The organism is Sorangium sp. So ce375, assembly GCF_051473855.1.
Taxonomy (GTDB): Bacteria; Myxococcota_A; Polyangia; order Polyangiales; family Polyangiaceae; genus Sorangium.
In genome coordinates this window covers 4,845,122-4,867,254 of record NZ_CP150335.1, presented here as the reverse complement: position 1 = coordinate 4,867,254, position 22,133 = coordinate 4,845,122, and the positions used below count along the sequence as shown (strand labels likewise).

18 protein-coding genes are annotated in these 22,133 nt (G+C 72.7%); 5 read left to right on the top strand and 13 right to left on the bottom strand.

Annotated elements, in window-relative coordinates; translation table 11 throughout:
• Positions 1 to 306: 306 nt before the first annotated feature.
• From WME90_RS18080 to WME90_RS18065, 4 genes are all read left to right on the top strand, one after another.
• Positions 307 to 1,368: an alpha/beta fold hydrolase gene (locus tag WME90_RS18080; protein WP_437282393.1), complete on the top strand. Its 1,062-nt coding sequence runs from the start codon at positions 307 to 309 to the stop codon at positions 1,366 to 1,368.
• A gap of 77 nt (positions 1,369 to 1,445) precedes the next feature.
• The gene (locus tag WME90_RS18075) at positions 1,446 to 2,687 is read left to right on the top strand and encodes a fatty acid desaturase family protein (protein WP_437282392.1); all 1,242 of its coding nucleotides are present in this window, start codon (positions 1,446 to 1,448) and stop codon (positions 2,685 to 2,687) included.
• A gap of 84 nt (positions 2,688 to 2,771) precedes the next feature.
• Positions 2,772 to 3,266 carry a PaaI family thioesterase gene (locus WME90_RS18070; RefSeq protein ID WP_437282391.1) on the top strand — a complete coding sequence of 165 codons (495 nt, stop codon included), beginning with the start codon at positions 2,772 to 2,774 and terminating at the stop codon, positions 3,264 to 3,266.
• Between the two features lie 630 nt (positions 3,267 to 3,896).
• Positions 3,897 to 4,418: a hypothetical protein gene (locus tag WME90_RS18065; protein WP_437282390.1), complete on the top strand. Its 522-nt coding sequence runs from the start codon at positions 3,897 to 3,899 to the stop codon at positions 4,416 to 4,418.
• A 9-nt stretch (positions 4,419 to 4,427) separates the two neighbouring features.
• Here WME90_RS18065 and WME90_RS18060 read toward each other — a convergent pair whose 3' ends face one another.
• From WME90_RS18060 to WME90_RS18045, 4 genes are all read right to left on the bottom strand, one after another.
• Positions 4,428 to 5,438 (bottom strand): lipase secretion chaperone, encoded by a 1,011-nt coding sequence (locus WME90_RS18060; RefSeq protein ID WP_437283623.1) that lies wholly within the window; start codon positions 5,436 to 5,438, stop codon positions 4,428 to 4,430.
• Positions 5,439 to 5,492: 54 nt separating this feature from the next.
• Positions 5,493 to 6,404, bottom strand: a complete 912-nt coding sequence (locus WME90_RS18055; protein WP_437282389.1) for an esterase/lipase family protein — start codon at positions 6,402 to 6,404, stop codon at positions 5,493 to 5,495.
• A 417-nt stretch (positions 6,405 to 6,821) separates the two neighbouring features.
• Complete coding sequence (locus WME90_RS18050) at positions 6,822 to 11,009, bottom strand: serine/threonine-protein kinase (RefSeq protein ID WP_437282388.1); 4,188 nt, start codon at positions 11,007 to 11,009, stop codon at positions 6,822 to 6,824.
• A gap of 1 nt (position 11,010) precedes the next feature.
• Entirely contained in the window at positions 11,011 to 11,838 is an 828-nt protein-coding gene (locus WME90_RS18045; RefSeq protein ID WP_437282387.1) for a hypothetical protein, read from the bottom strand.
• Positions 11,839 to 12,587: 749 nt separating this feature from the next.
• Here WME90_RS18045 and WME90_RS18040 point away from each other — a divergent pair.
• On the top strand, positions 12,588 to 13,004 hold the full coding sequence (locus tag WME90_RS18040) for a CBS domain-containing protein (RefSeq protein ID WP_437282386.1): 417 nt from the start codon (positions 12,588 to 12,590) through the stop codon (positions 13,002 to 13,004).
• 265 nt (positions 13,005 to 13,269) lie between these two features.
• Here WME90_RS18040 and WME90_RS18035 read toward each other — a convergent pair whose 3' ends face one another.
• The 9 genes from WME90_RS18035 to WME90_RS17995 all read right to left on the bottom strand — a co-directional run bounded on the left by WME90_RS18035 (position 13,270) and on the right by WME90_RS17995 (position 22,036).
• Complete coding sequence (locus WME90_RS18035; RefSeq protein WP_437282385.1) at positions 13,270 to 14,082, bottom strand: metallophosphoesterase family protein; 813 nt, start codon at positions 14,080 to 14,082, stop codon at positions 13,270 to 13,272.
• Between the two features lie 14 nt (positions 14,083 to 14,096).
• Entirely contained in the window at positions 14,097 to 14,447 is a 351-nt protein-coding gene (locus WME90_RS18030; protein ID WP_437282384.1) for a BolA family protein, read from the bottom strand.
• Between the two features lie 123 nt (positions 14,448 to 14,570).
• On the bottom strand, positions 14,571 to 15,911 hold the full coding sequence (locus WME90_RS18025; RefSeq protein ID WP_437282383.1) for a hypothetical protein: 1,341 nt from the start codon (positions 15,909 to 15,911) through the stop codon (positions 14,571 to 14,573).
• A gap of 125 nt (positions 15,912 to 16,036) precedes the next feature.
• The gene (locus WME90_RS18020) at positions 16,037 to 17,053 is read right to left on the bottom strand and encodes an ABC transporter ATP-binding protein (RefSeq protein ID WP_437282382.1); all 1,017 of its coding nucleotides are present in this window, start codon (positions 17,051 to 17,053) and stop codon (positions 16,037 to 16,039) included.
• Entirely contained in the window at positions 17,050 to 18,063 is a 1,014-nt protein-coding gene (locus tag WME90_RS18015; protein WP_437282381.1) for an ABC transporter ATP-binding protein, read from the bottom strand. The genes WME90_RS18020 and WME90_RS18015 overlap by 4 nt, the downstream gene beginning before the upstream one ends.
• Positions 18,064 to 18,112: 49 nt before the next feature.
• Complete coding sequence (locus WME90_RS18010) at positions 18,113 to 19,162, bottom strand: ABC transporter permease (protein ID WP_437282380.1); 1,050 nt, start codon at positions 19,160 to 19,162, stop codon at positions 18,113 to 18,115.
• A gap of 2 nt (positions 19,163 to 19,164) precedes the next feature.
• On the bottom strand, positions 19,165 to 20,085 hold the full coding sequence (locus WME90_RS18005; RefSeq protein ID WP_437282379.1) for an ABC transporter permease: 921 nt from the start codon (positions 20,083 to 20,085) through the stop codon (positions 19,165 to 19,167).
• 396 nt (positions 20,086 to 20,481) lie between these two features.
• Positions 20,482 to 20,847: a glutaredoxin domain-containing protein gene (locus tag WME90_RS18000; RefSeq protein ID WP_437282378.1), complete on the bottom strand. Its 366-nt coding sequence runs from the start codon at positions 20,845 to 20,847 to the stop codon at positions 20,482 to 20,484.
• A gap of 220 nt (positions 20,848 to 21,067) precedes the next feature.
• The gene (locus WME90_RS17995; protein WP_437282377.1) at positions 21,068 to 22,036 is read right to left on the bottom strand and encodes a quinone oxidoreductase family protein; all 969 of its coding nucleotides are present in this window, start codon (positions 22,034 to 22,036) and stop codon (positions 21,068 to 21,070) included.
• Positions 22,037 to 22,133 lie beyond the last annotated feature (97 nt).

The window sequence follows — 22,133 nt, the reverse complement described above, 5'->3', positions numbered from 1 at the left end:
GCGTTGCTCGATCGAGCAAGCGGATGTCCGCGCCGAGGCAGCCCAGACCCGCTGGATCCCCGAGGACGCGCGGGCGCGCCCGCGCCGGGGCTCAGAGGGCGGCGCCGTGAGGACCGAGGCCCGCTGGCGACTGGCATCCTTGCTGCACTGACGCCTCTCGCCGCCGCACCCACGCCGCCCCGTGTTGGCCGTCGTGGAGCGCGTGGCCGGCTGTCGCTCGGGCTCGGCTCCTCCGCGAACACCCGGGGATCGTGAGCTCGAGCCGGACAGCGCGCCTCGCGGCGGAGAAGAAGAGGGACAGGACCCATGATCGAGCAGAACGCCCCTGACCGCGCACCATCGATCCAGCGCCCCGAGCCCGTGGCCGCGGCGCGGCGGGGCGAGCGCGCGTCTCTCATGCGCCTCGTCCGCGGCCACATCGCGACCATCGCGGGCTTCGTGACGAGCGGTCTCACCCCGGAGCGCTCCTTCGCGATCCCCTGGCGGTTCCGCGTCCCCGGCGGGCCGTACGGCGCGGCGACGCTGACCGGCCTGTACTTCCCTTCCCCGGGCAGCCGCGATCTGGTCGTCCTGCTGCACGGCATGGGCGGGGACGTGCGCTCGGCCTACCTGCGCCCGGCGACGGCCGCCCTGCGCGCGCAGGGGCTGTCGGTGCTCCGCCTCGGCCAGCGCGGATCGTCCCGCGACCCGGACGACCTGCACCACGCTGGGCTCTGGGAGGACCTCGCGGCCGTGCTGAGCGGCGACCCGACGGTCGGGAGGTACGAGCGGATCTTCGTCGTCGGCTTCTCGATGGGCGGACACGTGGCGCTCCACCTCGCCGCGGCGGGGCACCCGCGGCTCGCGGCCGTCACCTCGATCTGCTCGCCCCTCTACCTCGATCGCGCGGTGAGCCACATGGATCGCCCGGAGAGCGTCGTGTACCGGCGCCACGTCCTCGGGGGGCTGAAGCGGATGTACCGGGAGATCGCGCTGCGGCGGGAGGTGCCCGTCCCGCCGTCGGCCGTGGATCGGGCGGCGACGCTGCGCGAGTGGGACCGCCTGACGGTGGTCCGCCGCTTCGGTTTCCGCGATCCCACGGCCTATTACGAGGCCCAGGGCGCCGGGAGGATCCTTGGATCGCTGACCACGCCGGCGCTGCTCCTCTACTCGCGCCAGGATCCGATGGTGCCCCCGGCGACCCTCGCCGGCCTCGGCGCGCACGGGGGGCTCTCGTCGCCCGCCCGCGTCGTCTGGATGGACGGCGGCGGCCACATCGCGCTCCCCCGCACGCTCGATCTCGGCCTCGACCCGGCCGTGCCTCGGACCCCGTACGAGCAGATCGCCGCCTGGCTGCGCCGCCACCGGGCCCCCGAGGGCGCGTCATGAGCGCTCGGATCATCGCCATGGCCGTGACACGCCTCGCTTCGCTGGAAACGCAGATGACGGAGAGGATGGAGCTTGCGATGAAGATCGATGATGCGTATCCCCGCACCGCGCCCGCGGCGAGCGACAGGGCCCCTCGCACCACCGCGCTATCGGCCGAGGATGCCCGGCTGCTGATGGCGGGGATCAAGGCGATCCGCGCCCGCACCACGGCCCGGACGGGCGCGGAGGATCTGCGCCACATCAAGCGCCTCTCCCTGCTGGGGCGCGCGTTCTCCGCCGTCGGGTACGCGACCTCGGCGCTCGGGCCCAACCCGCTCTCGATGATCCTCATCGCCCTGGGCCGGTTCGCCAGGTGGGTCGTCGTCGCGCATCCGGTCCTCCACAAGGCGTATGACGGGGTCGCCGACGGCGATCCGGCATGGAACAGCCGCACGTTCGCGCGGGGCCGTCGCAGCCTGTGGGACTGGTTCGACTGGCTGGACGCCGACGCGTGGCAGGCGCAGCACAACGTCTCTCATCATTGCTATACCGGCGACGAGCGGGATCCCGATCGCGTCGCCGTCAACATGGCGTGGCTGAAGAGCAAGCCGAAGGCCGTCCGCGCGCTCGCGCTGCTCCTGACGGCGTGTACGTGGAAGTGGATCTACTATGGCCCGGCCACGCGGAGCGCCCTCCGGAGGCGGCGCGAGCGCGCGGCCGAGGCCCCGACGGAGGGGCGCGAGCGCGCGGCCTGGTCGCCCAGGGGCCTTCTCGACCGCGAGATGCTGCTCCGCTCGTACCTGCCGTATGCCCTCGTGCACTTCGTGCTCCTGCCGCTCGCGTTCCTGCCGTTCGGCCGCGGGGCGGCGCTCGGCGTGCTCGTCAACAGCGTGGCGGCGGAGCTCCTGTCGAACCTGCACAGCTTCGCGGTGATCGCGCCGACCCACACCGGCCTCGATATCCCCATCTTCGAGGGCGCGGCGCGCAGCCGCGAGGAATACTACATCCGGCAGATCGTCGGCTCGGTGAACTACGAGAGCCCCAGCCGCGCCGCCGACTTCCTGCACGGCTACATGGGGTATCAGATCGAGCATCACCTCTGGCCGGACCTGCCGCTCCGGCAGTACCCCGAGGTCGCGAGGGACGTCGAGGCGCTCTGCAGGGAGGTCGGGCTCCCGTACCGCAAGGGCTCCGTCTGGACGCGGATCGCCGAGATGGTCCGCGCGGTGATCAGCGACGAGGAGGTGCAGCCCGCGCGCGTCGCGATCACCCACGCCGGCGCGCGCCGCGCCGGACGGGAGGACAGCGGCGGCCTTGAGCTCGCTTCCTTGCACGGATAGGCTCCGAGGCCCATCGATCGCGGGCTCGCGCGGACGTCACGGACGTCATGGACGTCAGATTCGGGAACAGGGAGAGAGGGAATCATGACGACGAATCAGGAACGACAGCTGGTGGTGACGTGGCAAGATCCTGCGCCGGCCGTGGAGAAGGTGAAGTCGATGTCCGGCCTCGCCTACCTCACGGCCATGATGAACGGGGAGCTGCCGATGGCGCCCATCGCGAGCCTGCTCGGGCTCCGGGTCGCGGCGGTGGAGGCCGGCCGGGTCGTCATCGCCGGATCTCCCGGCGAGCAGCACCAGAATCCGATCGCGATGGTCCACGGCGGCTATCTGAGCACGATGCTCGACTCCGCGATGGGCTGCGCCGTGCACGCGTCCCTGGAGGCGGGGGTCGGCTACTCGACCGTCTCGATCCAGGTCAGCTTCGTGCGGGCCCCGCGCGCCGGCGGGCCCGAGCTCCTCGCCGAGGGCCGGGTCGTCCACCTCGGAAAGCGCCACGCCACCGCCGACGGGACGCTGCGCGACGCGGACGGCACCCTGTACGCGCACGCCACCACGACGTGCCTGATCCTTCGCTGAGCGCCGCCGGCGCTCCGCCTCGATCCTGGCCTGCTGGGCGGCCTGCCCGGATGTCGGCGCCGCGCTCGCCGCGCCTGCGTCGACGAGCGCGTCGAGCACCACCTTCGGGTCCGGAGCGCACGAAGCCCGGAGAGACGGAGGACGCGGCAGCTCGTAGGGCCTCGCCGCGCCAGCGCTCCTCGTTGGCGAGGTCTTCCGGGGACGCAGGGCTCAACACCTCTTCTCCAGGACGTGGAATCACAGAGTCGTCGAGGACTCGGAGGGGATCCAAGAGAATCGCTGTGCGCTCCTTGCCCGCTGTGCTCTCTGCACCTCCATGGCCCGGATCCAGGGCAGTCGATCGACGGGGGCGAAACGCATCTCCCGGAGGAGGCCCGACGCTTGCTCTCTCCATCGCAGGTGCGTCGATGGCACCGGGAGGGGCGCATGTGGACTTCGAAGACGGGGAGAACCAGCGGTAGGTCAACAAGGGGGAAAGGCGTCGTCCAAGGGCTCTCCGGGCTTCTCGGGATCGGCCTCTGCCTCGGCATCTCCAGCGCTTCCGCCGACGGCGCGGCTCAGGCCACCTCACCTCAGTCCATCTCGCCTCAGGCCCCGCCGCAGGGTCGTGCCGGGCCTCCGCAGCGGGCCGTGACCGTCACGCAGCGCGCCCCGCAGCAGGCCGCGACCGTCACGCAGCGCGCCCCGCAGCAGGCCGCGACCGTCAGCTACGTCGCGAACCCGCGGAGGGCGCGCTGGATCATCGCGGGCGCGTCGACCCTGGGCGGCTTCTGGGCCGCGTCGGCCATCCGCGGCGCCGCCCTCGCCCTCGCGCAGCCAGAGCTGCACCTCCGCCTGCTGCCTCAGTGCTCTCAGGGCACCTGCTTCCTGGTCCGGCGCCACGAACGCACCTCGGCCAACCCCGCCTCGCTGCTGATCCCCCTCGCGGGTCCGTGGATCCACCTCAGCACGGGGCGGCACTCGGCGACCGGCGCAGTCGGCCTCTCCCTCCTCGGCGCCGGGCAAGCCGTCGGCTTCGGGATGCTGCTCGGCGGCATCGCCATGCCGCGGCAGGTGCGCGTGCCGCTGCAGCGCGGCCAGGTGCTCCAGGTGGGCGCGGCCCCGCTCGTCACCCCCGACGGGCTCGGGCTCTCGATCAGCGGATCGATGTAGGCACGCCCGTCACAGCGCGAGGCCCAGGATCGCCCGCACGCGCAGCCGCTCCTCGGGCGTGAACGAGCGCCCGAGCAGCGCCTCCTCGGCGGCGCGCCGCTCGCCGGGATCGACGACCGTCGCCTCGAGGTCCGCGCGCGCGCCTGCGAAGGCGTCGAGGCGCCGCTGCCAGGCCGCGCGCTGCCGATCGAGCTCCGCGAGCCGGTCCGCGGCCTCGGGGCCCACGGTCGCGGCCCGGTGCGCGTGCAGCTCCTCGTCCGAGGCGCCCGCGTCCCGGAGCGCCTGCTCCTCGGCCTGCTGCGCGAGCGGGCGCGTCGCGGCCTCCCGCGCCTCGCGGACGATCTCCGGGAGCGCCGCCTCGACGTCCGCGATGCGCGCGTCGCGCTCCTCCGGCGAGAGCGTCCCGTCCCCGATGATTCGGGACTCCTCGATCGTCGCCTCGAGCTCCCGCTCCTCGTCGCCGAACAGCCGCGCCGCGGACGCCTCGCCGAACCACGCGCGCCGGATCTCGCGCAGCGCGGCGAGGCGCGCCGCCGGATCGGCGTCCCGCTCGACGAGCGCCGCGCTGGCCGCCTCGCGGTAGCCGAGATACCGATCGAGCAGCGCGATCGCCTGCTCCGCCGCGGGCCCATGCGCCCGCTCCCGGATCGCCGCGACGATGCGGGCCCTGATCGCCGCCGCCGGCTCCTCGCCGGCCGCGCTGAGGAAGTAGTCGAACAGCCCGAGCAGCTCCGGTCCGACGACCAGATCGCCGCGCTCGTCGGCGATCACCGCGCCGTCGACGTCGGTGCCGCGGAGCGAGGGCGGCGCGGTGATCGCCGGCGAGCGCGGCGCCGCGGGGGGCGGCGACACAGACAGCGCTCGCCGGAGGCGCGTGGGCGCCGGCGCCACCGACAGCGCGGGCAGCGTTTCCTTCCGACCGGAGCGCGCGGCCCCGTTCGACCGCTCGGAGGGCGCCGCCGGCCGGGTCCGCTCCCCCGAGACGAGCCGCCCGACGCCGAGCGCCGCGACGAGCGCCATTGCCACGATCAGAGCGGTCCTGTCACGACGTGCCACGAAGGGCCTCCCAGGAAGCTAGAGACCGACGCCCTTCAGCCGGCTCGCGTGCGACCGGAACACGGACTTCGGGTTCGGGCCAGACAGGTTGATAAACCCGAAGAGCTGATTGACCTCGTCGAGGTGATTCATCCCATAGTCGTCGCGGACCACCTCCCCGAAGTGGGAGCTGCACCTGCCCACCATGCCGTCGTTCGACTCCGAATACAGCTTGGAGATGAGCCCGAGCGTCAGGTCGGTCGGATCGATGAGGCTCGTGATGACCGATGTCCCCGACCACGAGAAGAAGCGCACGCCGCCCTCCTCGGCGGGGCCCTGTCCGCACCGGCCGTCGGGCAGCCCGGCAGGGTAACGCGCGTTGAACTCGCGCATCCCGGCGGCGGAGAGCGACCTCACCGCGGCGATCGCGTCCTGAGGGGACGAGTGCCCGCTGAGCAGGCTGAGCACCGCGCCGAGGCTGTTGGCGAGGAACGAGAGCGCCCCCTGCGCGAACCCGCCGTCTCGCAGGTTGTCCTGGAGATAGCTGGCGAGCTCGGCCCCCTGGTGAGGAGACCCGATTGTGGTCACCGAGGCGACGAGATCCGGCCGCACCGCGGCGACATACCGGACGTCGAGCCCGCCATGGCTGTGCCCGATCAGGTTGACCTTCCCGCTCCCGGTACGCGCGACGATATCCTCGATTTGCGCGAGCAGCGCCTCCCCCCGCGCCTCGGTGCTGTCGAACGGGGGCACCGCGGTGGCATACACCTCCGCTCCGCCGGAGCGCAGCGCCGAGGCGATCCCGTCGAAGTAGTCGACGACACCGAACATCGTCCTGAAGCCGGCCATCCCGTGACAGAGCACGATGGGATACCGCGTCTGCGCATAGCTCTTCACCGCCAGCGCGGCCTCGCCGACCTCGGCGCGCTCCGCGTCCACCGGCTCATCCATCGACGCGACGCATCCTTGCGAGAGCAGCACCACGGCTGCTCCCGCCATACAGCGCAATGCGTCAATTCGCATTCGACGTCCGGCCCATCGTTTTCTCTCGACTCTCTCCTGATTTCGAGCGGGTGTGACGGCGGTGGGTAGTGCAGCGCGTGTGCTGGAGGAATGAGCTCGTCTGATCACCTGTCACCTCTGATAGAGTATTTTTTTAATTCGAATCAAGCGGAACTCACAGGCTCTCAGCGCAACAAGCACGTCGCCTACCCTGGACAATCGGCAGGCCGGTGTCCTCCCCTTCACGAGTCACGTTGGTCCAGGCGGAGCGACAGGCCATCAGCGCTGCGACGCCCAACCGCCCATGTGGCCGCGAGGCCCGGGGGAATACGGACGGACGGGGCGGAGGGCGCCCCCTCGGGGCGGCTAGGAGGTCGCCGGGGCGCCGAGGACGATGCGCGCGTTCTCGGGCACCGCCGTCAGGAACCGCTCGCGCCGCCGCGGGTCCGCGATCCGCCGCGCCCGCGCGAGCAGGAGCTCCCTGGCCTCCGAGAGCACCGCGGACGCCTCGCCGTGGGCGCCGGACGCGTCGAGCGCCTCGGCGTAGGCGAGCCGCACGAGCGACTCGCCTTCTTCCAGAGATCCGAGCGCCGCGAGCTCGCCGAACGCCGCCTTCGCCGCGGCGAGCGCCGCCGCGACCTCGCCCGCGGCGAGCAGCGCCCGCGCGCGCACGGCCACGGCGGGCGCACGCAGCCGCGGGGCCACGTGCAGCGCCGCCTCGGCCGCGCGCGCCTCCCGCTCGGCGGTCGCGGCGTCGCCCGAGAGCAGCGCGATCTTCGCGAGGTACGTCCGCGCCACGCCCTCCATGCGGAGATCGCCCCGCTGGTGGAACGCCTCCACCGCGCGCCGCTCGACGAGCTGCGCCTCGTCGAGCTTGCCGAGCTGCCCGAGCGCGTGGCCGAGGTTGTGGAGCGCCACCGTCTCGAGCTCGCGCAGCCCCATCCGGTCGGCGGCCTCCAGGGCGGCGCGCAGGGCCGATTCTGCCGCCCCGAGCTCGCCCAGCTCGGCATAGATGAAGCCGAGGTTCGCGCCGATCACGCACGCGCTGCGCCTGTCCCCGGCCTGCTCGAAGGCCGCGAGCGCCGCCTCCAGGCCCTCAAGGCACGCCTCGGGATCGCCGCCGGCCGAGGCGCGGATCGCGCGGAGCTGCTGCGCCATCGCGACGAGCTCGGCGTCCGGAGGCGGAAGCGCGCGGAGGTCCTCGTCGATGCGCGCGAGCAGCGCGTCGGCCTCGGCGTAGCGGCCGCCGAAGACGAGCTGCGCGCCGAGCTCGCAGAAGCACGCGATCCGGGCGCGGCGCAGGGCCGCCGCGCCGGAGGACAGCGCCCCGGGCGCGGCGGACAGCGGCCCCGCGGACGCGGCGGACGGCGGCCCCGCCGACGCGGCGGACGGCGGCCCCGGGGACATCCCCTCGGCGACGGCGGCCCACCGCGCCACGCGGTCGACGGCGCCGAGCTTCCCGGCCGCGGCGGCGATCTGGGTGACCGCCCGGAACCACCCGGGGCAGCCGGCGGGGAGCAGCTCCGCCGCGGACGCGCCCAGCTCCTCGGCGGCCGCGAGATCGCCCGTCCAGACGTTGGCCTCGGCCGCGACCAGCCGGAGCGCGCCGAGATCCTCGCCCTCGGCGCCGCACGCCTCGCCGCACGCGGCGCGCTCGATCGCGGCGCGCAGATCGTTCGCCTCGAGCGACTGCTCGGCCGCGCGCCGGTACCAGCGCACGGCGCGGCCGGGCTCGCCGCCACGGCGGAAGTGCTCGGCCACGCCCCGCGGATCGGCGGCGGCGCTCCGCTCGAGCCACGCGCCCGCGAGCCGGTGGCCGAGGGCGCGATCGCGCTCGGTCAGCATGGCGTACGCGGCCTCGCGGACGAGCGTGTGGCGAAAGACGTAGTCGGCGGCCTCGGCGAGGCCCGCCGACGCCGAGGCCGGCGCGACGAGCTCGCGGTCGGCGAGCGCCGTCAGCCAGGCCTCCACGTCGGCGAGGCGCTCCTCGCCCCCGAGCAGCGCCGCGACGCCGCGCTTCGAGAAGCGATCGCCGAAGATGCTGGCCGCCCGGAGCACGCGCTTGCCCTCGTTGCCCTCCGCGTCGAGCCGCGCCTCGACGGTGCCGAGCACCGAGTCGGGCAGGAGCTCCTCCTTGCCGCTCGCCACCGCCCGGATGAGCTCTTCCAGGTAGAACGGGTTGCCGCCGGCGCGCTCGACGAGGTGCGCGACAACGGCCTCGGACATCGTCTCGCCGAGCGCGGCGCGCACGAGCTCCGCGCTCGCGCGCCGCGGCAGCGGGCCGAGCTTGATCGTCTGCACCTCGCGCTCGGCCCACAGGCTCGGGAACTGCCGGTGGACGTCGGGGCGCGCGAGCGCGAGCAGGACGAGCGGGAGCTCGCGGAGGTTCCGCAGCGTCGCGTCGAGCAGGCGCACGGTGGCGGCGTCGCCCCAATGCAGGTCCTCGAGCGCGAGGAGCACGGGGCGCGCGGCGCACTCGGCGGCGAGCCAGTCCTCCCACGCGGCCCCCACGCCGTCGCTCATGCCGGCGGCGCTCTGGCGCGCCGCCCGCACCATGCGGGCGTGCTCCGTCGACGGCGCGCCGGCGATCTCGCCGAGGAACGCCGCGGCGCGATCGAGCGCCGGGCCGCTCAGGTGCCGCCCGAGCCGCTGCTTCAGCTTGCGCTGCCGCGCCCACGCCGGGTCGCGCGCGCGAAGGCCGGCGGCCCGGCAGAGCACGTCCGCGATCATGCCGAACGGCGAGCCGGGCGAGCCCGAATCGGCGCGGCCCCAGAGGATCTCGATCGGCTCGTCCCGCTGCCGCAGGGCGGCGAAGAGCTCCAGGCGGAGCCGCGACTTGCCGGCGCCGGGCGGCCCGAGGACGAGCACCGCGCTCGCGAGCGACTCGGAGATGCAGCCGGTGAGCACGCCGTGGAGCATCGAGAGCTCGCGGGCGCGGCCGACGCACGGGGTGCGCTTCCCGAGCAACGCGGGGGCGACCTCGTCCACGGCGCGCTCGCCGTAGAGGACGAGCGGCCCGCCCGGCGCGGAGGAGGCGGCGCGCGCGACGACGAAGCGCGCGCCGAGCATGTCGGCGGTCGCGCCGTCGATGCGCACGACGCCGGGGGGCGTCGCGCGGAGCTCGGCGAGGCCGCGGTCGATGACGTCGCCCTCGGCGAGGCCCGCGGAGAAGACGCCCCGCCCCGTGATGACGCAGAGCGGTGCGCCGGGCAGCTCGGCGCGGAGGGCGAGCGCGCACTGGGCGGCGCGCTCCGCGCGATCCACGGCGCTGCCGGAGCCGGACATCATGACGAGCTCCACGCCCGGGGCGAGCTGGGTGAGCCTGCCGCCGTGGAGCTCGACGAGCGAGCGGATCTCTGCGGCCCGCGCGCTCGACGTGGGCGCCTGCGGCCTGATCGAGCCGGGCGGCGGCTGCAACCTGCTCGACGCGGGCGGCTGCAACCTGCTCGACGCGGGCGGCTGCGACCGCCTCGACGCGGGCGGCTGCGACCGCCTCGACGCGGGCGGCCGCGCGCCGAGGGCCTCCGGGGCCTGCGAGGCCAGCAGCGGCGCCCGGGCCGCGCCGTGGCCGGCCTCGCCGAGGAAGATGAGGCTCACGACGCGCTGCTCGCCCAGCGTGAGGGCGGCGCGGTCGCGCGGGCCGAGGCCGTGGGCCGGCGCGCCGTCCGTCGCGTCGAGCGGCGTGCCCCCCGCGAGCGTCGGCGCGTCGGGCCGCGCGGTCCACGCGCCCCCCATCGCGGCGATCCGGTCGAGCTCTGCCGCGACCTCGGCGCCGTCTCGCGGGCGGTCGCCGGGCTTCCTGGAGAGCATGCGCGCGACGAGCTCGTCGAGGGGGGCAGGCGCGTCCGCGCGCACGTCGCGGAGGCGGGGCGGGTTCATCAGGAGCACCCTGCTGAGCGCGGCCATCGGGCTCGCGCCCGCGAAGGCGGGGTGGCCGGCGAGGCACTCGAACAGGACGCACCCGAGCGAGAACACGTCGCTGCGCGGATCGGGCGCGCTGTGCCCCTCGACCTGCTCCGGGGCCATGTATCCCGGCGTGCCGAGGACGCCGCCGGTGACGGTGACGCGCCCCGCGTCGGCGCTCGGCCGCGCGATGCCGAAGTCGACGAGCTTGACCCGCCCGGCGTCCCCGCCAGGGAGGAAGAGGTTGCTCGGCTTGATGTCGCGGTGGACGATGCCGCGCGCGTGCGCGAACGCGAGGGCGTCGGCGGCCCGGCGCACGAGCACGAGGCCCTCGCTCGCCGGCAGGACGCCGCGGTCGAGGCGCGCGGCCAGGTCCTCGCCGTCGAGCCACTCCATGGCGAGGTAGCGATCGCCTTGCGGCGTGCTGCCGTGCGCGACGTAGCGCACGATGCCCGGGTGGACGAGCGCGGCGAGGAGCGCCGCCTCCCGCTCGAACCGCTCGATCTGGACCTCGTTCCTCAGGCGGACGATCTTGAGGGCGACCGCCTCGCCGCCGAGGCGGTCGTGGGCCTTGTAGACGGTGCCCATCCCTCCGGAGGCGGCCTCGCCTTCCACCACGAAGCGCCCCGCGATGACCTCCGCGTGGCCCACGTCAGCGCAGGAACACGGTGATTGAGCCGGGGTGCGGCGTCTTTTCGACGATGAGCTTGCCCGACCGGGTAAGGACCTTGCCGCGGCAGTTCGGGAAGCTCCCGTCGCTGTTCGCGTCGTCGCACAGGCTGTCGCACGAGCCGGCGACCTGGATCGCGCACGTCTCGAGCGAGGGCCCGCACGCGCGCGTGAGCGCCGACGTCTCGGGCGGGAGGCACGCGAAATAGCGGGGCTCCTGCGCGAAGATGTCGCCGTAGTAGGCGGCCTCGCGCCTCGGGTACGCCGTGCGCTCGACCTTGTCGGCCAGGAGCTCCGCGCGATCTCCGCGGACGGAGATGCTCACCTTCCGCCCGAGATAGTTGACGCGGGCGAGGACGCAGCCGCTGACCCAGGACCGGCACGCGCCGTCGCACGCGCCGCCCTCCTCGCCCCAGCTCGCCGCGAGGCCGAGCTCCCCTTCGAAGGAGAACTCGTCGCCGTCGACGGCGATGGTGAATCCGTCGCCCGCGGGCAGCGCGCAGCCCGCGATGTACTTGAGCAGGGTGCGCGCGGCCGGGTCGCGGAGCGCCTCGGCCGTGTGCGGATTGCCCGAGAGCGCCTCGGCGGTGAGCGCGTTCGATGTCAGCGCTTTCGACGTCAGCGCCTCGGCGGTGAGCGCGTTCGACGTCAGCGCGTTCGACGTCAGCGCGTTGTGCGTCCCGGCGGCCTGCGACGCGGCGTCCCCAGCCTCGTCGGCCGGAGCCTCCGGATCGAGCGGCACCGCGCACGCGCTCGCGAAGAGCGCGGCGACGACCAGGATGAGTGCAGCCAGCTTCTGCGAGTGCTCCATGGATAATGCCCCCCTGGGAGGCCCATGAGCGCTTGGCCCACGAGCTCCCGAAGCGACCGGGCGCCGAGGCGCGGGCCAAGGGGGTACGCGCATCGAACACCGGTGCGAGATCTTGTTCAAATGCACGAGCTGCGAAGAAGCCTGCGAGTCGGGGCGGCCGGTGCGGCCATCTCCGCTACAGCGACAAATGGAAGGATGTCACTGATAACCCGCATGGCAAAGACCGACACGCACGCAACGCTCTCTTTTTTTGTGTCGAGGTGCGATCGCTCTGTCGGCGCGAGACTCCCGCTCTGTCCAAGGCATCATGGACAGCGATGCTGGCACCGGGGACGGAGGAGCGATGGGGCGAGCTCGAGGTGTGATGTAGGTAAGCCGAAGAGCGGCGCGGTGATACGGAGGTCTGTTGCCTGACAGTCCACCTTCCTGCTTCCAGTCCACCTTCCTGCCGAGAGGCGCTCGGCGCGATCGATCCATCGGAGCGGATCACGCCGTCTGGACCTGCGCCTCTCGGGCCGCAGGCCGCGCGGTCGACTTCCTGGGCTCCCCCGGCGGGCCCGCCGGCCGCCGGTCCGCGAGGGCGGCGCTGAGCTCGACCGATCCGGCAGGTGCGCTGCGCCCCGTGGCCGTCCGCAGCGGTCGCTCGACGGATGCCGTCGGCTGGGCGGGCGTTGTCTGGGCGGACGGCGACTGGACGGGCTGCGCGGTGCGTCGGTGCGCCCTTGACGCCGCCGCGCCTTGATCATTACATGCCCCAGACCATGAAGGGCCATGCGCGCAATCTGATGACCGAGCGCGTGATCGCTTTGGAGCAGGGCACGGCGGTCATCGACATGTTGCAGCTGTTCGCCAGCCATCACCTGAGCGGCGCGCCGGTCATCGACGAGGGGCACCGCATCGTCGGGTTCGTCAGCGAGACGGATCTCCTGGGCGTGCTCCTGCGCAAAGAGTACGAGGGCATGACGGCCGCCGACGTGATGAGCACCCCGCCCATCTGCGTGGACGAGTTCATGCCCACGGACGAGGTGATGACCCTGCTGCGCGCGAACCGGATCCACCACCTGCCGGTGGTGCGCGAGGGGCGCCTCGTCGGGATCATCACCCCGCAGGACATCCTGCGGTACCTCGTGGAGCGCGTGCTGCCGCTCCCGCCGACCACCGCCTGACGTCGCGCGCTCCGCGGCGCGAGGACGCTGGCCGAGAGCGCGATCCGCGGACGCTCGGCGCTCCCGCGAGCCGTCCCTGTGTCCTCAGCGGGACACTCCGCTCCTTTCTCCCCGCAATGGATGTCGTGTTGTCTCGGGATATCGCCCCGGTAGGTGATAACCGACGTTCTGGAGCATCAAGGTATGATCCGTACCGCCACACATCGTGTGGCGAAACCGATCCTCGACATCGGACATCGACGACCGAATCGGGCGCTCGCCGCCCCTACCTGCGGTCGAACTGGTACCGCGCCCGCTCGGCGCCCTCGATCTCCACCACGATGCGCTTCGGTCCGAGCCGCACGACCGCGTGCGCCGCCGCGGGGCGGCCCGGCGCGTCGTCGTCGAGGTTCTCGATCAGGCTCTGGAGCGTCACGTACGGGATGCCGCGGATCACGTCGAGGTGGTTCCAGTGCAGGTGGCCGTTGAAGACGGCGAGCACGCCGTGCTCCTCGAAGAGCTTCCGCATCGCGCGCCGCTCGCGCACGAGGCAGATGTGCGGGCTCCCCTCGAACCAGCGGTTGCCCCGGAGATCCTGATCGGCCGCGCTGTGGTGCATCAGCACGATCTTGGGCAGCGAGGACGCCGCGAGGTCCTCGCCGAGCCAGGCGAGCTGCTCTGGCCCGATCGAGATGTCGTGATCCTTGCGCTCGCGCGTGTGGAGGACCGTGAAATGGAAGCCGCCGCGATCGAAGGAGTAGTGGAGCCGCGTCACCTCGGGCCTGCCCCAGGCGGCCAGCAGCTCGGCCTCGCTCAGGTGGACGACGTCGTGGTTGCCGGCGACGTGGAAGAGCTCGGCCTTCAGGCCGCTGAGCGCGGCCATGCAGGCGCCGTAGCGCTCCCGGTCGGCCTCGGGCCCCTCGTCCTCGATGTCGTCGCCCAGGTTCACGACGAGATCGGGCCGGGTGATCTCGTTCATTCGCCTCACGAAGGCGCGCGCCAGCGCGGGCGCCTCGCCGGTGAGCTTGCGCAGCTTGCCCCCGAACGAGGCCTCCGGGCCGAAGTGCAGATCCGAGACGAGCGCGACGACGAGCTCCATGCGCGCCTCGCCGCTCAACCCGACTTCGCGCCGGGCTCCGGCGCCGCCTTGGAGCCGCCCAGGCACGCGGGAGAGCGGAAGTCCGCGCCCCCCTGCCGCTCCCACTCGTCCGGCGTCATCGCGCGGATCGTCAGGGCGTGCAGCCCGGCGCGGAACTCCTCGCGCACCACGTCGTTGACGCGACGGTGGCGATCGAGCGGGCTCAGGCCCCGGAACGCTTCGCTCACCACGAGCACCTTGAAATGGGTCTCCGAGCCCGCCGGCACGCTGTGCATGCGGCTCTCGTTCTCCACCTCGAGGTGCACCGGATCGAGCGCGCGAACGAGCTTCGTGTGGATCGACTCCTGCTTCGTCCCTGTCGTCATGGCCGCGCGAAGCTTAGCTTCCGCCGCGCCGCCGGTCACCCGGATGGCGCGGCCCGCCGCGAACAAGGCGATCTCCAGGCTCCCCGCCGACGGACGAGCCGCGCGACGCGCCTCGACCAGGCGTCACTTCGCCTGCGGGTCGGAGCGCGGCAGACCTCGCTCATCGAACAGGAGAGCGATGTCGACGTGGAACTGAGCTCTGCGAGAGGACGGCGGCGCGCTATGGGAGCTCGGCGGCGCGTGATGCGAGCTCGGCGGCGCGCGATGAGAGCTCGGCGGCGCGTGATGCGAGCTCGGCGGCGCGCGATGAGAGCTCGGCGGCGCGTGATGCGAGCTCGGCGGCGGGGTGGCGTGGCCGCCGAGCGCCTCGCCGTCCTGTGAGCCCGTCGCGAGCGCCTCCCGCTGCGGATACGCGGTGCCCGGCGGCGCCTCCCGATGCGGCGCCACCCCGGCCGGATGCCGTGAGCTCGGAACGGCCCGCTGCGACAGCGGCGCCGGCGACTCCCGCCGCGCGGTTGTCGCCGCCGGCTGCGCCTCCCGCCGCGCGTACGCCCCGGCCTGCGGCGAGCCCGCCAGCGGCGTGTCCCGCCGCACGTACGCCCCGGCTTGCGGCGAGCCCGCCACCGGCGTGTCCCGCCGCGCGTACGCCCCGGCCGCCTGCGATGCCGGCGCGGACGTTTCCTGCCGCGCGTGCGTGCCCCCTCGCGTCGAGAGCGGCGCCGACGTGTCCCGGCGCGCGTACGCCGCGCCGGCCGGCGGCGGCGGGAGCGGCGTCGGACCGGGCAGCTCACCGCGCGAACGCGACGAGGGCGGCCCCACCATGACCCCAAGGCGCTCCGAGCGCGGCACGGGCGCCTCGCGCGGGCGGTGCGGCGTCTCCGCCGGCGCCTCCGCGCCCCAGCGCTCCGGCCGCTGCGCGGCCGCGGCGGCGGCCACACGCTCGCGGTACGCGAGCTCCTGCGCGCCCGCGCTGCGCGGCCCCGAGCGTGGCAGCGGCGTCGCCTCGGGGTCGCGCCGCGACGACGGGTCCGCCTTCATCACCCCGATGGTCAAGCGCTCCGAGCGCGGCACCGACGCCCCCTCGTCCGCCGGCATCAGCGAGTAGCGCCCGGGCGTGAGCTGCCGCGACCGCTGCTTGCGGCTCTCGCGCGCCCCGGTGGCCAGCATCGCCCCGAGCTCGTCGTCCGTCATCGCCTCGTCGACCCGCACGAGCGTGCTGACCACATCGCGCGCGATCTCCTCGAACCTCTCGGGAGCGAGCGCGTAAGTCAGCGACGTGACCACGATGACCACGGGCCGACGCTCCTCCGCGAGCGCGGCGGCCATCGATACCGGGCACGCCTTGACGATGATCCCCACATCCATCGCCGCCGTCTGGCAGCGCTGGAGCAACGCCTGATCGCCGCCGATGAGCAGGGCCGTCGGGATCTGGGCGCGAAGCGTGGCGTCAGAGATTCGCGGCATCGGTCCCCGGATCCTAACCCCCCTGCCGCACCCATAGGTCAGGAAAATCCTGTCATCGGACATTCCCCGTCATGTCTGGACAACGGGCTCAACCGATGTGGGGCATTGCGCGCCGCCGGATCACATCACGGATGCGTAGGTGTCGTGGGCAACTCGGTGAGATGGCAAGCGGCCCAGTGCCCAGGACGACGCTCCTCCAGCAGAGGCGCCTGGGCGCTGCACCGATCCATCGCATAGGGGCAGCGCGTGTGGAAATGGCACCCTGACGGCGGGCTCAGCGGACTCGGCACCTCGCCGACGAGGGTCAGGCGGCGGCGCTTCCGCTCCACCTCGGGATCCGGGATCGGGATCGCCGACAGCAGGGCCTGCGTGTACGGATGTTGCGGTGAACGGAAGAGCTCGTCTGGACGAGCACGCTCCACGATCCGGCCGAGGTACATCACTGCAATCTCACTTGACAGGTGGCGGACCACGGCGAGGTCGTGCGCGACGAACACGTACGTGAGCGAGAGCTCGCGCTGGAGCGACGCGAGCAGGTTGACGATCTGGGCCTGGATGCTCACGTCCAGCGCGCTGACCGGCTCGTCCGCGATCACGAGCTTCGGCTTCAGGGCGAGCGCGCGGGCGATGCCGATCCTCTGCCGCTGGCCGCCGGAGAACTCGTGCGGATAGCGCCGCATGTACGAGGGCGAGAGCCCCACGAGCTCCATCAGGCGCGCCACCTCGCGGAGCGCCTCGTCGCGCGACGAGACGAGGCCGTGGGTCGTGAGCGGCTCGGCGATGAGGTCATAGACCGTCATGCGCGGGTTCAGGCTCGCGTACGGGTCCTGGAAGATCATCTGCATCTCGCGGCGCGCCTTCCGCAGCGCGCGCGGATCGAGCGTCAGGATCTCGTGGCCGTCGATCTTCACGCTCCCCGACGTGGGCGGGACGAGGCGCAGGATCCCCCGGCCCGTCGTCGACTTGCCGCAGCCGGACTCGCCGACGAGGCCGAGCGTCGCGCCGCGCTCGACGTCGAAGGAGACGCCGTCGACCGCGCGCACCGTGCCGACCTGCCGCTGGAGCAGGCCGCGCCGCACCGGGAAGTGGACCTTGAGATCGCGCACCGAGAGCAGCGGCGGAGGTGTGGCGGCGGTGGTCATGGCGCTCTTCCTGCGACGTCCTCGACGTGGCACCGCACGACGTGCAGCGCCCTCCTGTTGCCCTCGCCCGAGACGACGCGCGGCGGCGGCGCCTCCTCCCGGCACGCCGCGATCGCGTGCGCGCAGCGCGGGTGGAACGGGCAGCCCGGCGGGAGGCGCGCGAGCGAGGGCGGCATCCCCGGGATGGGGACGAGATCCGCGCCGCGCGCGTCGTCGAGGCGCGGGATCGAGCGCGACAGGCCGATCGTGTACGGGTGCCGCGCGGCGTGGAAGATGGCGCCGACGGGGCCCTCCTCGACGATGCGCCCGGCGTACATGACCGCCACGCGGTCGGCCATCTTCGCGACCACGCCGAGGTCGTGCGTGATGAGGAGGACGGCCGCGCCGAGCGCCTCCTTCCGCTCGCGGATGAGGTCCAGGATCTGCGCCTGGATCGTGACGTCGAGCGCCGTCGTCGGCTCGTCGGCGATGAGCAGATCGGGGTCGCACAGGAGCGCCATCGCGATCATCACGCGCTGCCGCATCCCGCCCGAGAGCTGGTGCGGGTAGTCGTCGATCCGCGACCCCGCCGCGGGGATGCCCACCGCCTGCAGCATCTCGACGCTGCGCCGGCGCGCCTCGGCGCGGCCCATGCCGCGGTGGAGCTCCAGCACCTCGATGAGCTGCTCGCTCACCCGGAGGTAGGGGTTCAGCGACGTCATCGGGTCCTGGAAGATCATCGCGATCCGGTCGCCCCGGACGCGCTCCATCCGCGCCTCGCTCGCCTCCACGAGGTCCTCGACGACGCCGCCCTCGGACTCGAGCAGGATCTGGCCGCCGACGATCCTGCCCGGCGGGTCGGGGATGAGCCGGAGGAGCGAGAGGCTCGTCACGCTCTTGCCCGAGCCGGACTCGCCGACGATCCCGAGGACCTCGCCGCGATCGAGGCTGAAGGAGATGCCGTCGACCGCGCGGACCACCCCCTCCTCGGTGAAGAAGTGGGTCTTCAGGTTCTTGACCTCGATCAGCATGGCAGCATGGTCCCTGCCGGCGCGCGCTCCAGGGAGGGCGCGCCGCCCTTCAGTCCTTCCGGATGCGAGGATCCAGGGCGTCGCGGAGCCCGTCGCCGAGGAAGTTGAAGCAGATCAGCGTGAGCGCGAGCATCAGCGCCGGGAAGATGAGCTGCCAGGGGAAGAGGTCCATCGCGTCGGCGCCGGTGGAGGCGAGCAGGCCCCAGCTCGACAGCGGCTCCTGCGTGCCCAGGCCGAGGAAGCTCAGGAACGCCTCGGTCATCATCACCTCGGGGATGGTGAGCGTCGTATAGACGATGATCGGGCCGACCGCGTTCGGCACGAGGTGCCGGAAGATCAGCGCGGCGTGGCCGACGCCGATCGAGCGCGCCGACTCGATGAACGGCTGGCCGCGCAGCGCGATGACCTGGCCGCGGACGATGCGGGCCATCGTGAGCCAGGAGATGCCGCCGAGGGCCGCGAAGACGACGACGATCTGGAAGATGGGGAAATAGCTCGGATCCGATGGGTCCTTGACGAAGAGGCCGAGCGCCACCTTCCAGGCGCGGTAGAGGACCGTCTGGTCGTTCGCGAAGAAGACCATGAGCAAGATGACGAGGATGAGGAACGGGAACGTGTAGAGCACGTCCACGATGCGCATCATGATCGCGTCGACCTTGCCGCCGAAGTAGCCGGCGACGCCGCCCCAGCTCACGCCGATGACGAAGCTCACGAGCGTCGCGACGATGCCGACGGCGAACGAGATGCGCCCGCCGAAGAAGACGCGGGCCATCAGGTCGCGGCCGAAGTAGTCGGTGCCCATCCAGTGGGCGAGCGACGGCGGCTGGGCGCCGAGCTTGAGGTCGGCCTTGTCGTACCGGTAGCTCGACAGCTCGGGGACGAGGACGCAGGCGAGGATCATCGCGATGAGCACGACGCCGCAGGCGACCGCAGCGCGGTTCTTGCGCAGCCTCCGCCACGCGTCGCGCCCGAGGCTCGACCCCTGCTCCAGCGCGTCGAGCCGCAGCGGGCCGGCCGGGCGCGGCGCGCCGCCGCCGGGCGGATCGCCGGGAGCGGCGGGCGACGCGGCGGAGTCCGGCGGGAGGGCGGCGAGGAGCATGGTCAGCGCAGCTCCACGCGCGGGTCGATGAAGGCGTACGCCACGTCGACGATCGCGTTGAAGAGCATGAGCAGGAAGCCGTAGACGAGCATGACCCCCATCACGAGGTTGTAGTCGCGGTTCGTGGCCGCCTCGACGAAGTAGCGGCCCATGCCGGGGATATTGAAGATCTTCTCGACGACGAGGGAGCCGACGAGCAGGCCGCTGAAGCCGGGGCCGAGGAAGCTCACGACCGGGAGCAGCCCGCCCCGGAGCGCGTGCTTCAGGACGACCTTTCGCTCGGAGAGCCCCTTGGCGCGGGCGGTGCGGATGAAATCCGAGCGGATCACCTCGAGCATCCCGCCGCGCGTCAGCCGGGCGATGTAGGCCGCGACCGGGAGCCCGGCGCAGATGACCGGCAGGACCATGTGCCGCCACGTCTCCCAGCGGGCCACCGGGAACCAGTAGAGCTTGAGCGAGAAGACGAGCATCAGCAGCGGCGCGAGCACGTACCGCGGCACGCTGAGGCCGACCATGGCGACCCCCATGGCCGCCGTGTCCTTCCAGGTGTTCTGACGGATCGCGCCGACGATCCCGAGCGGGATGCCCATCGCGAGGGCGAAGAGCATCGCCCAGAACCCGAGCTGCATCGACACGGGCAAGCTGAGGGCGATGATCTCGTTGACCGTGCGGTTCGGGTACTTGAAGGTCGGGCCCAGATCACCCTTCGTGACGAGGGCAAAGAGCCAGTCGCCATACTGCTTCAGCACCGGATCGTTCAGGTGGTACTTGGCGTCGAGCTGCCGCTGGACCTCGACGGGCACGGCCCGCTCCTGGTCGAACGGGCCGCCCGGCACGATGCGCACCAGGACGAACACCAGCGTGGCGACGAGGAAGAGCGTGGGGATGATGGAGAGCAGCCGCTTGATGGCGTAGGAGCTCACGGCGCGCCGCCTCCCGGCCGTCGAGCCGCGGCGTCTGCCTCGTCATCCCGCCGTCTTCCGTGGATCCCGAGCGATGTCACGAGGTGCCTCCGTGCTGCCTTCCCTCAGCGCGGCGACCGCCGCGAGGGCGCGCCGCGCCCTCCCGCATATCACGGAACCGCCGTCCGGCCGCGGCGATTCACGCGGCCGTCGCACCGCCGCGGCCGAGGCGGCCTGCGTGCTGTGCCCGACGTTCATTCCCGCCGGCTGGAGCATCCCCTCGAATATCCGGGAATATTCACAGGGAGGCGGGGAGACGGGGAGTGAAATCTCACCAATCTCCCGGTCTCCTCGCCTCCCTGTTCAATTTCCCGATAAAAAGGCCAACAGAATGGGGGATTTGTCAGCCGCGTCCGTTCATGGCTGCCCCTTGAGCTTGCCCTGCTCGCGGAGCTTCACAAGCTCCCTGTAGCCGCCTTCGAGCACCCCATCGACGAACGCCATGGGGAACGTCGGAAAGCCTGCCCAGAGCTTGATGGCGAGCCGCTCCTTCCACTTGGAGAGGTAACTCCCGTACTCCAGGTAGGTGTATTTCACGCCCTCTTCGTCGAGCAGCCGCCGCGCCTTCTTCACGAAGGGATTCTGGGCCATCCCGACGACGACCACCCGGTCGCGGCTCACCGCCTCCGCAACCTCGTCGACGATGGCCCGGTGAAAGCTGGCCACCTGGGACTTCACTGCATCGGACATCTTCTCGGGAGCAAGCGTGCGACGTTCGTTCATGCTGTGTGCGCCTCCGCGCCGGCAGCGTACCGGCCCGAGCGCGACATGGTCAACGGCCGGATCCGCGGGCGACCGCTCGCGGGCAGCTCACGGATGCGCGCCGGAGAGGGAACCAGAGAAAACCTGAGCGCGAGCAGGGGATTGCTGGCACTCCCCTGCTCCTCCGCGCCTCGAATCGCTCGTCCGCGCGGCGCGCCAGGCCGCTCGATAGCTCCGCCCGCTACGGGATGAGCAGCACCTTCCCCGTCGTCGCCCGCCCCGCGAGCGCGCGGTGCGCCTCCGCCGCCTCGGCGAGCGGGTACGTGGCGCCGATCGAGATCGTGAGCTCGCCGCGCGCGATCGCGCCGAGCACGTCGGCGGAGCGCTCGAGGAGCTCCTCGCGCGTCGCTGTGTAGTGGGCCAGGCTCGGCCGCGTGAGGTAGAGCGACCCCTTCTGGGTCAGCGTCTGCGGATCGAGCGGGGGCACCGGCCCGCTCGACTGGCCGAAGAGCACCATCGTGCCGCGCGGGCGGAGCGTGTCGAGGCCCTTCGCGAACGTGTCGCTCCCGACGCCGTCGTAGACGACGTGGACGCCGGCCCCGCCCGTGAGCCGGCGCGTCTCGGCCTCGAAATCGGCCTTCGTGTAGAGGATCACCTCGTCGGCGCCGGCCTCTCGCGCGAGGCGCGCCTTCTCCTCGGTCGAGACGGTGCCGATCACGCGCGCGCCGAGCCGCTTCGCCATCTGACAGAGGAGGAGGCCGACCCCGCCCGCGGCCGCGTGGACAAGGCACGTGTGGCCCGGACCGAGCGGGAACGTGGAGCGCACGAGGTACTGCGCCGTGATGCCCTGGAGCATCGCGGCCGCGGCGCGCCTCGGGCCGACGCCCGCGGGCACGGGCACGAGCTTCGCGGCCGGGATCCGGACGTGCGTCGCGTACGAGCCGGGGCCGCCGGTCCACGCGACCTCGTCCCCTTCCCTCACCTCGGTGACCGACGGCCCCACCGCCTCGACGCGCCCCGCGCCCTCGAGGCCGAGCGGGAAAGGCGGCTCGAGCTTGTACAGGCCGGTCCGGTGGTAGATGTCGATGAAGTTCACCCCCGCGGCCTCGACGCGGACCACGGCTTCCCCCGGGCCCGGCGCGGGCGTGGGGAGCTCCTCCAGCTGCATCACTTCAGGGCCACCAGCGGTTTTCGGTCGGATCGCGAGCATGCCGACCATGTTGTCGAGCCATGCTGGGCCGTCAAGCGACCGGCGCGAGCCTCGACGCGCATCGAACCCATTGCTGTCCCGCGAGCGCCGTGGATGA